9 protein-coding genes are annotated in these 13,041 nt (G+C 42.4%); 4 read left to right on the top strand and 5 right to left on the bottom strand.

The window, feature by feature from the left end:
- The first annotated feature begins 4 nt into the window (after positions 1–4).
- From OKW21_RS12270 to ggt, 3 genes are all read left to right on the top strand, one after another.
- Positions 5–1,363, top strand: a complete 1,359-nt coding sequence (locus OKW21_RS12270; protein WP_277479786.1) for a glucoamylase family protein — start codon at positions 5–7, stop codon at positions 1,361–1,363.
- 201 nt (positions 1,364–1,564) lie between these two features.
- A complete protein-coding gene (gene bglX / locus OKW21_RS12265) occupies positions 1,565–3,694 on the top strand; it encodes a beta-glucosidase BglX (RefSeq protein WP_277479785.1) in 2,130 nt (709 codons plus the stop codon).
- Between the two features lie 116 nt (positions 3,695–3,810).
- On the top strand, positions 3,811–5,520 hold the full coding sequence (gene ggt / locus OKW21_RS12260) for a gamma-glutamyltransferase (protein ID WP_277479784.1): 1,710 nt from the start codon (positions 3,811–3,813) through the stop codon (positions 5,518–5,520).
- A gap of 192 nt (positions 5,521–5,712) precedes the next feature.
- On the opposite strand, the gene OKW21_RS12255 is transcribed toward ggt, so the two are convergent.
- On the bottom strand, positions 5,713–8,160 hold the full coding sequence (locus tag OKW21_RS12255) for a PAS domain-containing sensor histidine kinase (protein ID WP_277479782.1): 2,448 nt from the start codon (positions 8,158–8,160) through the stop codon (positions 5,713–5,715).
- Positions 8,161–8,333: 173 nt separating this feature from the next.
- Here OKW21_RS12255 and bshB1 point away from each other — a divergent pair, with 173 nt between their 5' ends.
- Positions 8,334–9,056, top strand: coding sequence for a bacillithiol biosynthesis deacetylase BshB1 (gene bshB1 / locus OKW21_RS12250; protein WP_277479781.1), 723 nt, complete (start codon positions 8,334–8,336; stop codon positions 9,054–9,056).
- 83 nt (positions 9,057–9,139) lie between these two features.
- On the opposite strand, the gene OKW21_RS12245 is transcribed toward bshB1, so the two are convergent.
- The 4 genes from OKW21_RS12245 to OKW21_RS12230 form a co-directional block, all read right to left on the bottom strand.
- Positions 9,140–9,901 (bottom strand): pentapeptide repeat-containing protein, encoded by a 762-nt coding sequence (locus tag OKW21_RS12245; protein ID WP_277479780.1) that lies wholly within the window; start codon positions 9,899–9,901, stop codon positions 9,140–9,142.
- 191 nt (positions 9,902–10,092) lie between these two features.
- Positions 10,093–11,424 (bottom strand): Gfo/Idh/MocA family protein, encoded by a 1,332-nt coding sequence (locus OKW21_RS12240; protein ID WP_277479779.1) that lies wholly within the window; start codon positions 11,422–11,424, stop codon positions 10,093–10,095.
- A gap of 28 nt (positions 11,425–11,452) precedes the next feature.
- Positions 11,453–12,544 carry a formylglycine-generating enzyme family protein gene (locus OKW21_RS12235; protein ID WP_277479778.1) on the bottom strand — a complete coding sequence of 364 codons (1,092 nt, stop codon included), beginning with the start codon at positions 12,542–12,544 and terminating at the stop codon, positions 11,453–11,455.
- A gap of 91 nt (positions 12,545–12,635) precedes the next feature.
- Complete coding sequence (locus OKW21_RS12230; protein WP_277479777.1) at positions 12,636–13,037, bottom strand: DUF2141 domain-containing protein; 402 nt, start codon at positions 13,035–13,037, stop codon at positions 12,636–12,638.
- Positions 13,038–13,041 lie beyond the last annotated feature (4 nt).

Here is a 13,041-nt window from a genome sequence, read left to right as displayed (position 1 = left end):
GATTATGCAAAAACCAGCAATAGCCCTTTCTTTGGGGCTTTTTTTACTCTACTTTTCCTGTACAAGCAGTGAGCAGTTCGGTAATAGTGTTGATATACCCGTAGACGTCAATGATCTTAAAACGCTCACAGATTCTTCCTTGCTGAACCAGGTACAATACCAAACCTTCAACTATTTTTGGGAAGGTGCCGAACCTAATTCGGGTATGGCGAGAGAGCGCTTCCACACCGATGATGTATATCCGCAAAACGATAAACACATTGTAACTTTAGGGGGGACAGGTTTTGGGGTAATGGCTATTCTTGTAGGCATTGAGAGAGGTTTTATCAGTAGGGAAGAGGGCTTTGAGCGCTTAGATAAGATTGTCAATTTCCTGGATACTGCTGATCGCTTTCATGGAGCCTGGCCCCACTGGCTCAATGGAGAAACCGCAAAGGTTAAACCCTTTAGCCAGAAAGATGATGGCGGGGACCTGGTTGAAACAGCTTTTATGGTTCAGGGGCTGCTTACCGTAAGGCAATATTTTATTGACGGCAGCGAAGCGGAGCAGGCGCTGGCAGCAAAAATAGATGAGCTGTGGAAATCCGTAGAATGGGATTGGTATACCCAGGGAGAAGAAGTTTTGTATTGGCACTGGTCACCCAACTATGGCTGGGATATGAATTTTCCGGTGGGAGGTTATAACGAATGCCTGATCATGTACATACTGGCTGCAGCATCGCCTACGCATGGAATACAGCCAGAGGTATATCACAAAGGATGGGCAAGGTCAGGCAATCTTGAGACAGATAGAGAATATTTAGGATATGATCTTGTACTTGATCATTATGAAAATAATGACGCCCCGGTTGGACCATTGTTCTGGGCGCATTACTCGTATCTGGGTTTAGATCCCAGAAAGCTGGAAGACCGATATGGTAACTATTGGAAGCTAAACCAAAGTCATGCCTTGGTAAATTATGAATATGCGCTACAAAATCCTGAAGGTTATGAGGGCTATGGAGAAAACTGTTGGGGCTTGACCTCCAGTTATTCTATCAATGGCTATGCAGGGCATCGCCCTGGTCATGATTTAGGAGTCATTTCTCCCACTGCCGCCTTATCTTCATTTCCCTTTACTCCCGATGAAAGTATGCAGATGTTAAAATTTTTATATCACGAGCATGATTCTCTGGTAGGAGAATACGGCCCGTTTGATGCTTTCAGTTTTGAACATGAATGGTATGTACCTCGCTATCTGGCGATTGACCAGGGGCCAATTCCCGTAATGATAGAAAATCATAGGACAGGCTTGCTTTGGGAACTATTTATGTCCGCACCGGAGGTTCAGGAAGGACTGGACAAATTGGGCTTTCAATATTAAGGCTGTATTTGAAATGCTATAGTATTCACGCTATCCATTTTTACTTAAATAAGGACAAAATGATTGATTGAAACTTGTTGAACCTTTTATTAGACGCTTATGATACGATATGCTGCTTTCGTTGGTATTTTGTTGATTGTCTTTCCCTTTCAAGAAGTTGCTGCTCAAAGACTTAAACCCATTTCTGGGGAAGCAACACAAATGATAGACTCTTTAATCAATGAAATGACGCTGGAAGAGAAAGTGGGACAACTTACGCTTTTTACCAGTGATATTGATATTACCGGACCCAGCATGAGAGAGGGGTATAAGGAAGATATACAAGCCGGTAGAGTAGGGGCAATTTTCAATGCTTATGGTGCTGCATTTACCCGTCAGTTACAACAACTCGCAGTAGAAGAAACTCGCTTAGGCATACCTCTGCTCTTAGGTTATGATGTTATTCACGGTTTTAAAACTATCTTTCCGATTCCGCTGGCAGAAGCCGCAAGCTGGGATTTAGCGGCTATGGAAAAATCAGCACGGATTGCCGCAACTGAGGCTTCAGCTGAAGGTTTGCACTGGACATATGCTCCCATGATAGATGTGGCGAGGGATCCCAGATGGGGTAGAATTGCTGAAGGTGCCGGTGAAGATACATATTTGGGAACGCAGGTTGCATTAGCACGCATCAAGGGTTTTCAGGGAGATGACCTTTCCGCTGTGAATACCATACTTGCCTGTGCCAAGCATTATGCAGCATATGGCGCCTCACAGGCAGGGCGAGATTACAATACGGTAGATATTTCTGAATTGGAGCTTCGTGATACTTACCTGCCACCCTTCAAAGCGGCAGTCAATGCTAGCGTTGCAACTTTCATGACATCTTTTAATGAAATATTTGGTGTGCCTGCCAGCGGCAGTGAGTTTCTACTTTCTGATATTTTGCGTGATGAGTGGAATTTTGAAGGTTTCGTTGTCTCTGATTATACATCCATCAATGAAATGGTAGCGCATGGGGTAGTTGCTGATCTGAAAGATGCCGGACAAATGGCCATTACTGCCGGTGTTGACATGGATATGCAGGGAGCCGTTTATTACGAATACCTGCCGGATTTGGTAAAAGAAGGAAAAGTAGATGTGGCTACAGTGAATCAGTCAGTAAGAAGAATCCTGGAAGCCAAATACAGGCTCGGCTTATTTGATAACCCTTATCGGTATATTGACCAACAGAGAGAGCAGAATGAAGTAATGACTAATGAGCACCTGGAGGCTGCCAGGGATATTGCCCGTAAATCCATCGTATTGCTAAAAAATGAAAATGATATTTTACCGCTCAAGAATGAAGGCCAAACTATTGCCCTGATAGGTCCGCTGGCAGATGATAAAAAAGAGCTGATTGGTTCATGGTCTGCAGCAGGAGATTGGGAAAAGTCAGTCTCTCTTTTGGAAGGTTTGCAACAATCAGGGAGAAATCAGCATGAAATATTGTACGCTAAAGGAACCAATATTAACGATGATTCTACACAGTATTTTCAAGAAGCCATAAAGACCGCAGAGCGTGCAGATGTTGTAATTCTGGCTTTGGGTGAAGCAGCTTTAATGAGTGGAGAAGCAGCCAGTCGGTCCACGATTGACCTGCCAGGGAATCAGCTGGATCTGGCCAAGGAAATCCACAAGCTTGGTAAGCCTACCATTGTAGTCTTAATGAACGGTAGACCATTAACGATTTCTTGGCTAGATGAAAATGTAGACAGCATACTGGAAACCTGGTTTCTTGGTCATCAGGCAGGGCCTGCAATTGCTGATGTTATTTTTGGAGATTACAATCCTTCCGGTAAATTACCTGTGACCTTTCCCCGAAATGTAGGCCAGATACCTTTGTACTATAATCAGAAAATGACTGGCCGACCATTAGCTGAGAATAAATACACCAGCAAGTATCTAGATGTGCCCAATACACCTCTTTATCCTTTTGGCTATGGGCTAAGTTATACTGACTTCACTTACAGTGACTTACGTTTAAGCAGTAAAGTTTTACTTCAGCAAGATTCCATTAAGCTGAGCATAAAGCTACAAAACAGTGGAAATTTAGCTGGTCATGAAGTGGTTCAGTTATACATTAGAGATTTGGTAGGTAATGTAACCCGTCCGGTAAAAGAATTGAAGGCTTTTAAAAAGATATATCTAGAGGCAGGGCAAACTCAGGAAGTAACGTTTTATATCAAACAAGAAGACCTGGCTTTTTATCAACGAGACCTTAGCTATGATGCTGAAGCTGGCCAGTTTAAAGTTTTTATAGGAGGAAATTCAATAGATTTGCTTGAAGAAAATTTTGCACTTAATTATTAGAGCAAAATAAAAATCTGTTAATTTGGTATTGCTCAAGGCAAAATTAAGAAGGTAGGGAGCAAATCATTTGAATTTAAAGTTTTTACTATCATATTTACCACAAAAATTAATTTGATATGATTGGTAAATACCTACTTCTCTTTTACACTACCCTGACTTTTGCCTTTTTTGCCTGTGCACCGGAAATTCCTACTGAAGAACCATCTCCCATCGGTCTGATTGCCGATAGCGCGATGGTAGTGAGTGCACATCCATTAGCGTCTCAGGTCGGAGCAGATATCATGAAAAAAGGTGGAAATGCCGTAGATGCAGCCATCGCTACGCAGTTTGCATTAGCTGTGGTATATCCTGCTGCCGGAAATATTGGCGGTGGTGGTTTTATGGTGATCAGAAATACAGACGGCACTACCGATGCTTTGGACTTCAGAGAAAAGGCACCTTTAAGGGGAGGACGGGACATGTACCTTGATGAAGATAGAAATGTGATTGACGGACTAAGCACCAAAGGACATCTGGCATCAGGTGTTCCCGGATCAGTAGATGGTATGGTCAGAGCGTATGAAAAGTATGGTTCACTACCCTGGGAGGAATTATTACAGCCCGCTATTGACCTGGCTGCTGAAGGGTTTGAACTCACTGAAAAAGAAGCCAATGGCCTGAATCGTTATCAGGAAAAGCACATGGATGCCAATACGATTACTCCTAAATTTTTGGTAAAAGAAGGGGGATGGAAAGCAGGGGATGTTATCTATATGAAAGAGCTTGCACAAACTTTAGAACTGGTACGTGATCAGGGAAGAGAAGGCTTTTATGCCGGTGAAACGGCTGAAAAAATCGTTGCTGAAATGGAAAGGGGAGGGGGGATCATCAGTATGGAAGACCTTGCTAAGTATGAAGCGAAATTCCGTACTCCGGTAGAATCCATGTATGATAACTATAGAGTGATTTCTATGCCTCCACCTTCCAGCGGGGGGATTGCCTTAGTCCAGCTGCTACAGAGTGTTGAGGAGTTTGCCATTGATGGTATGGGGCATAATACCGCGCCTACTGTCCATCTGATGGTGGAAGCAGAAAGAAGAGTATATGCTGACCGTGCGGCCCATTTGGGAGATATGGATTTTTATCCGGTTCCCCTGAACGAACTGGTAACCAAATCCTACAATGTAGGCCGGATGAGCAGTTTTGATCCCGACAATGCTACCCCCACAGCTGAAATATCAGAAGGTCAGCCTGCCCTGGCTGAATCTACTGAAACTACCCATTTTTCAGTGGTTGACCCTGAAGGTAATGCAGTTTCCGTGACCACCACTCTAAATGGGGGCTATGGCAACAAAGTGGTGGTTGCCGGTGCCGGTTTTTTTCTCAATAATGAAATGGATGACTTTAGCATCAAACCTGGATATCCCAATATGTTTGGCTTGGTGGGTGGCGAAGCCAATGCGATTCAACCTGAAAAACGGATGTTGAGCTCAATGACACCTACTATTGTTGAGAAAGATGATAAGCTCTTCATGGTAGTAGGTACTCCTGGTGGATCCACTATCATCACTTCTGTTTACCAAACGATCCTCAATGTGTTAGAACATGGAATGGGTATGCAGGCTGCGGTAGCTGCCAAGCGTTTTCACCATCAGTGGAAACCCGATACCGTATATCATGAGACTAATGCTTTTGATAGCCTTACCATTGAATCATTAGAGAAGATGGGACATACACTGGTTGATAGAGGTAGAATCGGTAGGGTAGATGCTATTCTTGTACTACCTGATGGAAGTTTGGAAGGAGGGGCTGATCCTCGTGGTGATGATGCGGCGGCGGGATTCTAAGAGATGAAAAAATGAAATTCAGGTAAAGCAGCTTAGTCTTGGCTCCTTTACCTGAATTGGTTGCATCATATCTGTAGTATTGTACATCCACCCCTGTTGATGAAATGCATCAGGGAAGTTTAGACCCTTCAGACAGGCATATAGATATCAAGCAGTAAGGATTCCGGCATGCTGTATTGGTTTTGTGAGTTGCTAACATTGATATTTGTTGCTACCATTTTGTTTGAAATAAACATTAAAGGTAGTGCCCTGTCCTAATTTGCTCCGCACCTCAATTTTTCCACCTGCATTTTCAATGATTTTTTTGACTATGTAAAGTCCTATTCCAGTGCCATCAACATGATCATGCAGACGTTTGAACATCGCAAATATTTTACTTTCGTCTGATAAGTCCATGCCGAGTCCATTATCCGATACTGATAAAACAAGGTAATTGTCTTCAATGGAACAGCTGATCCGGATAAGCACTTGTCTTTGAGGCGATCGGTATTTGATGGCGTTGGAAATTAAGTTATAAACAATGCTACGGGCATTTTTGGGGGAGAAGCGGATAGGAGTGTAGTTCTTCAAGTTCAAGTCAAACTGAGCCTCAGCTTCTTCAATCTGCTGAGACAGGTCAAGTTGTACTTCACTGATTACTTTCGTGAGATTTATTTCAACTAAATCTTCCACTTTACCTTCGCGTTGCACCTTGGTAATCTCAGTTAAATCATTTAGGGTATTCTTAAAACGTTCAATTGAGCTAGTAATCATACCGGATAATTTATTAATCATAGGAGATTGTCTGCTTTCATCCGAAAGGGTGCTCATTAAGGTGTCCATCAACCCTTCAATATTAGTGATAGGTGCTCGTAAGTCATGTGAAGCTGTATAGATAAAATTATCCATATCTGCATTGATATAGCTAAGCTGTTGATTGGTGTGTGCTAAATCTTCATTACTAGCCTGTATCTGTTCATTTGCCGCGATCAATTTATCGTTGGTAGCTACAAGCTCTTGCGACATTTGATGCAGTCTCTCTTCCGCAAGTTTACGTTCGTGAATATCATATACTGCTCCTACAAAACCTTCAAATTTACCTTCAGCATCAAATTTTGGTAAACCCACATCAATAGCCCAGCGGTAGTCCCCACTCTCACTTTTCAGGCGATAAGTTAGGTCAAAGGGTATCTGCTTTGCGTTAGCGTTTAAAAAAATGTTTGCAGTATTGCTGGTATCATCAGGATGAACGGCTTTAAGCCAGCCTAAGCCCAGACCAATTTCTTCTGTCTGTCCGGTAAAATCGTACCATTGTTTATTCAGATAAGTACATTGACCATCAGGGTCGGTAACCCAGATCATAGCTGGCACATTATCGGCCATCATGCGAAAGTACTGTTCGCTTTCCAGCAATTGTTGGGTAAGCAGCTTTTGCTCGTGTATGTCAGTGGATGTTCCTACACAGAGGATAACTTCACCAGTTTCATTTTGTATGGGAATAGAACGGTTGAGGTGCCAACGATAATGGCCATCGTGCCTTTTAAGCCGGTTTTCTATTATAAATTCATTCCCAGTCTCCAGTGCACCCTTATAAGCAATCAGACTTTTATCCAAATCGTCTGGATGAACTAGAGGTTGCCATCCCCAACCATAGATTTCATTAAAGCTAAGACCGGTATATTCATGACATCGTTTATTATAAAAGTTAACAGATCCATCTGGCAGGTTAGTCCATGCCATTTGCGGAATACTTTCCAGCAGGGTGCGAAAGCGATTTTCACTTTCTTCTAATTTTTTTCGGGCCTTAACCTGCTCGCTGACATCAGTTACTATATTGATGATTCCGGTGATCTCTCCCTGCACATTCATGAGAGGCTGATAAACCGTATGGTAAAAACCTTCTTCTAACTTTCCGTTATGCATTAAAAAAGTAGCTGGGGATTCTTCAAATTCAAAAGGTTTACCGGTGTTGTAGACTTGAGAAAGGATAGCATCAAAGCCTTGTCCCTTTAGCTCAGGCATTGCATTGAAAAAAGGTTTACCCAGTAAATCGTTGGAGTCGCGCCCCAGGATTTTGCACATCAGAGGGTTTGCAAGCCCAATGACATGCTCTTTACCCTCAAATATTCCGATAGCGACAGGAGCCTGCATAAAAAAATCAATAAGCCTTTTCTGCTGCCAATCAGCTTCTGCCAGTGCTGCCTGCTCACGATCGGTAAGATCCTGAATATGACGATGATCACTAATTTGTTTAGTAACATCACTAACTTTGTGGATAATGTAACGGACTTCTCCCAGTTCATCCAGCACAGGTGTATTCGTTGGCTTCCAGTATTTTTCTTCAAAACCTCCTCCTAGTGCAGAGGGGCGGGGGACATCATAGCGCTGGAGTTTCATTTGATGGGTTTGCATCTTTGTCAGCACTTCTATTAATGAAGCATAAAGATTTTTTACTGAATTAGCTTCAGGTGTTTCGGGATTATCAGGAAATACTTCAAAGAGATGCCTGCCTACGATCTCTTGTCGTAGGGTGAGTGTGGCTGAAAGATAAGCATTACTGGCGGTGAGAATGTGTAGATCTGGGGAAAGAATCAAATATAAATCCGGAACAGTTTCAAATACCTTAAGCTCCTCTCGGGTCAGCGGGTTCTTCTGGGGCATTAACAGTAAGGGTTTTTAGTTATAATTGTATTGTATTTCCGAACTTAATATATCACCTTTTGTTAGAGTGAGAACTCCACAGTAGATATTTTTTGTAACATAATTAATCATTTACCTTTACAAATTGAGTAAAAGTTTAGCCTATTAATCCCCTTTACCTAAGAAAAATTCCAATGAAATTAGATATACTAGTCATAGCTGTTCACCCTGATGATGCGGAGCTCGGCTGTGGAGGAACTATTGCTTCTCATGTAGCCATGGGAAAAAAAGTGGGTATCCTTGATTTGACAGCCGGAGAGCTTGGTACCCGGGGCACAGTCGAAATCAGAGCCAGTGAGTCAGCAGCATCCAGTAAGGTGTTAGGAATATCAGTAAGAGAAAACCTTGGTTTTTCCGATGGTTTTTTTGTTGATGATCGTGAGCATCAATTAGCGCTGATCAAGAAGATTAGAAAATTCAGGCCTGAATTGGTGATTGCCAATGCCATTAAAGATCGTCATCCAGATCATGGAAGAGCTGCAGAACTTACGCGAAATGCGTGTTTTCTATCAGGACTCAGGATGATAGAGACAGATGAGGAGGGTAAGAGACAAGAAGCCTGGCGTCCTGCTCAGCTTTGGCATATGGTTCAAAGCGTTTATATCGCACCTGATATCGTAGTTGATGTGAGCGATCACTGGAAGACAAAGATGGATGCGATTAGATGTTTTAAATCACAATTTGATGCATCTGAAGGTGATGAGCCAGGAACTTTTCTGACCACTCCCTTATTTATGAAATTTGTTGAAGCCCGGGGGCAGGAGTATGGTCATGCCATAGGTGCAGCATATGGCGAAGGCTTTACCAATGATAAGCAACTGGGGGTTAACTCTCTTTTTGACCTGAAACTATCATAACATAAAAAAAGCCAGCTGGAAATTTCAGCTGGCTTCATCTCTGGGCTGCCTTATTAGGGGATTACTTGAATTGGAATAATGAGCTATCGGTTTTTGATAAGGTAGCTGGTAAAATCTTTACCATCTATTTCCGTATACTTAAAATCCTCATCACCATTAAAAGATACATGATCCAGAATTAGGGGTGATGAAAACTCGGCATATTTGAAGTTAGCCAGGTCATTAAAAACAGCACTCTGAAAAGTCACACCCTCAGGAAATTTTGCATACTTAAAATTGGCTTCATCTTCAAATACTACATTGGCATACTGGGGCTGATCCGAAAAATCAGCATACTTAAAGTTTGCATCCTCATCAAATACACAGCCACTAAAATCCGGGCCATCTGAAAATTCGGAATATTTAAAATTTGCTTCTTTTTCAAACAATGATTTGGCAAAACTGGCATGCTTGTCAAACTCTGAATATTTAAATTCGCTGGCGCTTTCAAACACACATTCTTCAAAAATCGCATCATCTTCAAAATGAGCGATATATGTGTCATCATTCTCATTGTAATAGGCAATCACATCATCCAAGAAAATGCAGTTGCGAAAAATGACACTAGCTTCTACCTTACTTTCATATTGCATGTTACTTCCAAACCAGCTACTTCCTTTCTTTTTGGAGCTACGATTATCAAGATTGGTAAAGTCCAGCACACCAACAATTTTTACATTATTGTATTCAATTGCTTCTCCTCGGTTAATTTGGCTGAGAATTTCTTCAGCCTGAATTGTCTGTTGAGCATAACCATGCACTCCAAAAATTACACATAATGCCAAGGAAGATAATAAAGTTCTCATGCTTCAATCAGTTTAGGATATGTAACAGTTGATTCCAATCAATATGCCACTTTTAAAAACTGCTATTAGAGGCTATTATAAGTGAATCAGACGAGAAAGGTTGTTCATTTCCGTTCGCTATTGTCCGCTTTCGCACAAAAAAAGGTCTTATCGTAGTGACAAGACCTTCCTGCAGTAATAAAGATTAATAATTATATCACTTTGGTTTTTCCTGGTACGGGTACAGGATATTTACCATCCGCACCGGGCACAACCGGAGGGGTGGCATCAAAACTAAATTTCTGTGGCATCAGGCTCATATTTGAATTCAGCGCCTCATCCCAGGTTACTACTTTTCCTGAGTAAGTTGCCATTCTTCCCAGCAATGAGGTCATCGTACTCTTAGCGCCATTTTCGGCATCCGCAAGTAATTCGTTACCATTTACGATTGCTGAAAATAATCTGTCATGCTCAACCTGATAAGGGTTGGGGTCGTTTTTATCTCTGTGTTTCCAGAGTGTATTTCCTTTGGTATCAGTGATCATGGTTGTCCCGTCAGTAGTTGCTCTACCTTTGGTTCCTACGAAGCTTTCTGACACTTTATTCATACAACCTTCAATATGACGACACTGGCTATTGATCATCGTCCCATCTTCATAGTGAAATTCTACAAAGTGATGGTCAAAAATTTCACCGTGATCCGGGCCGGTTCGTACTTCACGCCCTCCCATGCCCTGGGCCATGACAGGGTAAGACTGTTTTGCCCAGTTCGCAACATCTATGTTATGGATGTGCTGTTCCATGATATGGTCACCACAAAGCCAGGTAAAGTAGTACCAGTTACGCATCTGATATTCCATTTCCGTCTGCTGGGGCTGGCGCTCACGTACCCATACGCCGCTGCTGTTCCAGTATACCTGTCCGCCAACGATATCACCGATTTCACCATTATGAATTCGTTTCATCAGTTCCAGGTAGCTGGGCTGATAATGGCGCTGAAGTCCCACAACTACATTGAGTTTATTTTGCTTTGCCTTTTGAGCAACTTCCAACACTTTGCGCACTCCGGGGGCATCGGTAGCTACAGGCTTCTCCATGAAGACATGCTTTCCCTGATTGACTGCTTCTTCAAAGTGAATGGGACGAAATCCGGGAGGGGTAGCCAACAAGACTACATCCGCTAAAGCTATCGCGTTTTTATATCCATCAAAGCCGACAAATTTGTTTTCTTCAGGAACATCCACACGGCCCGACTTTCCGTGCTTTTTCATAATGTTATCGTAACTCTCGTCTAATCTGTCTTTAAAGGCATCTGCCATCGCGACAAGCTTTACATCTTCTTTAACACTAAGCGCTTGTACTGCGGCACCAGTTCCTCTACCTCCACAGCCTATCACCGCAACGCGTAAGGTTTCATTTCCCCCTACATAAGCACTTGCCGCCGAGGGGAGCTGACTTAAAAATACACCACCTGCAGCTGCAGCCGCCGAGCTTTTTACAAATTTTCGGCGATTAATACTTTTATTAAATTCCAGATTTTTCATTAGAAAATAGGTTTGTTGTAAATATGTATTAAAGATCTTCTATCGGTTCAGGCCAGAAAGCTTCAATTTGTTTTTCAGAAGGTGGGTTCAGGGGTCTAATCAGTCTGAAACCAACGAAACGGGCATCAGTATGCCACCAGTCGCTTTTCGGAATCTGAGGATCCTGTTGCTTCCAACGTGGATTTGAAGGTATTCTGGAGGCAGAGCGGAGCACCTCAGGGTCATCGTCCCAAGACCCACCTCTCACAGTGCGGGGATATAGTTCAGTAGGTGGATTGTAGGGTACTGCGACACCATCTTCCAGGGAGGCATAAAATTCAGCATTGTACTGATCCAAAGTCCATTCTGAGACGTTACCATGCATATCATACAGGCCCCATGGATTAGGCTTTTTTGTACCTATCTTTTCGTAGCCATTACTGGTATTGCCATAATACCAAGCATATTCGTCCAGTTTAGAAGCATCATCACCAAATGAGTAAGCGGTGGTAGTACCCGCTCGACACGCATATTCCCATTCAGCTTCAGTAGGCAAGCGATAAAAAACTCCCGTTTTGGCGCTGAGCCATTTGCAAAACATCTGAGCTGAGTACTGTGTCATACAAATGGCTGGATAACCATACTTACCCATCCCAAAGCTCATATCCAGATAGGGTGGGGTAGGCCGGGATACCGCATCCACAGAAGGAATATTGGCACTTTCCAGGCCGCCAGATTCCATGGCGAGTCGTTTTTCCTGTTCCTGAAATACGAAAATTTCAAACATGTCCCAGGTTGTCTCGGTGCTGGCCATCCAGAATGGATCAATTTTTACTTTTACCTGAGGTCCTTCATCCGCTAGATGATTGGGATCATTCTCAGGGCTTCCCATTAGGTATTCACCTCCCTGGATAGGGATCATTTCAAATGAAACTTCACTACCGGGAATAGTCTCGGTATAAGCTTCAAAAGCTTCTCCTGACTTCGCATTATTCCATAGGGATTTGATTTTATGAGAAGGTAAAATGAAAATGGCAATGATAAGTAAGGTCAATCCTTTATTGAGCAGATTGAGTCGGAAGAAAAAGGGCTTTATAGAGAGCAAAAAAGCAAATTTAGCTTTATTTAAGAGGTTTCTCATTCAATTGATAATCTTTAAAAACTGTTAATAAAGTAATAGGTACATAATTTGCAAAATTTAACGAAATCGTTCGCGTAGGACAAACATTTCATTAGAATTCCTTTACGGTAACATTAAGGTTCACCTCTGGCAGATTTATTTTTACTTTGGCCGCCGCATAATCAGGTCCTGAAAACTTGGGCCTGTGCTCATTTGAGAAACCGTATGCTTCCTTGGGAATGCCCATAAAATTCGTGTCCAGCTCTTCATTTTCATTCTCATCATGATAAACGGCGATGGCATATTCCCCGTAGGGAACATTATCAAATGATAGCTTTACCGTTCCTGATGCATGAGCTGCTTTCAACTGTGCTTTAAAAGGCTTTTTCTTAGGAAAAGTGGCTTCGTCATTGAAGATTGCTACTCTTACTTTTCCCACATCATTTTTCAGCCCCTCTACAGTGATGTTAACAGAAGCAGTGTCTTCAGTTTGTGAGATTAGGAAAACAGCCAAAAAT

Origin of the sequence: Catalinimonas alkaloidigena, from assembly GCF_029504655.1 — a bacterium.
GTDB classification, from domain to species: Bacteria; Bacteroidota; Bacteroidia; order Cytophagales; family Cyclobacteriaceae; genus Catalinimonas; species Catalinimonas alkaloidigena.
This window is presented reverse-complemented; position numbering and strand designations above follow the sequence as displayed.

Excerpts from the sequence above, each read along its gene's own strand:
- OKW21_RS12235 (WP_277479778.1), bottom strand. The coding sequence starts at position 12,544 with ATGAGAAACCTCTTAAATAAAGCTAAATTTGCTTTTTTGCTCTCTATA.
- bglX (WP_277479785.1), top strand. The coding sequence starts at position 1,565 with ATGATAGACTCTTTAATCAATGAAATGACGCTGGAAGAGAAAGTGGGA.
- OKW21_RS12245 (WP_277479780.1), bottom strand. The coding sequence starts at position 9,901 with ATGAGAACTTTATTATCTTCCTTGGCATTATGTGTAATTTTTGGAGTG.
- bshB1 (WP_277479781.1), top strand. The coding sequence starts at position 8,334 with ATGAAATTAGATATACTAGTCATAGCTGTTCACCCTGATGATGCGGAG.
- OKW21_RS12240 (WP_277479779.1), bottom strand. The coding sequence starts at position 11,424 with ATGAAAAATCTGGAATTTAATAAAAGTATTAATCGCCGAAAATTTGTA.
- OKW21_RS12270 (WP_277479786.1), top strand. The coding sequence starts at position 5 with ATGCAAAAACCAGCAATAGCCCTTTCTTTGGGGCTTTTTTTACTCTAC.
- OKW21_RS12255 (WP_277479782.1), bottom strand. The coding sequence starts at position 8,160 with ATGCCCCAGAAGAACCCGCTGACCCGAGAGGAGCTTAAGGTATTTGAA.
- ggt (WP_277479784.1), top strand. The coding sequence starts at position 3,811 with ATGATTGGTAAATACCTACTTCTCTTTTACACTACCCTGACTTTTGCC.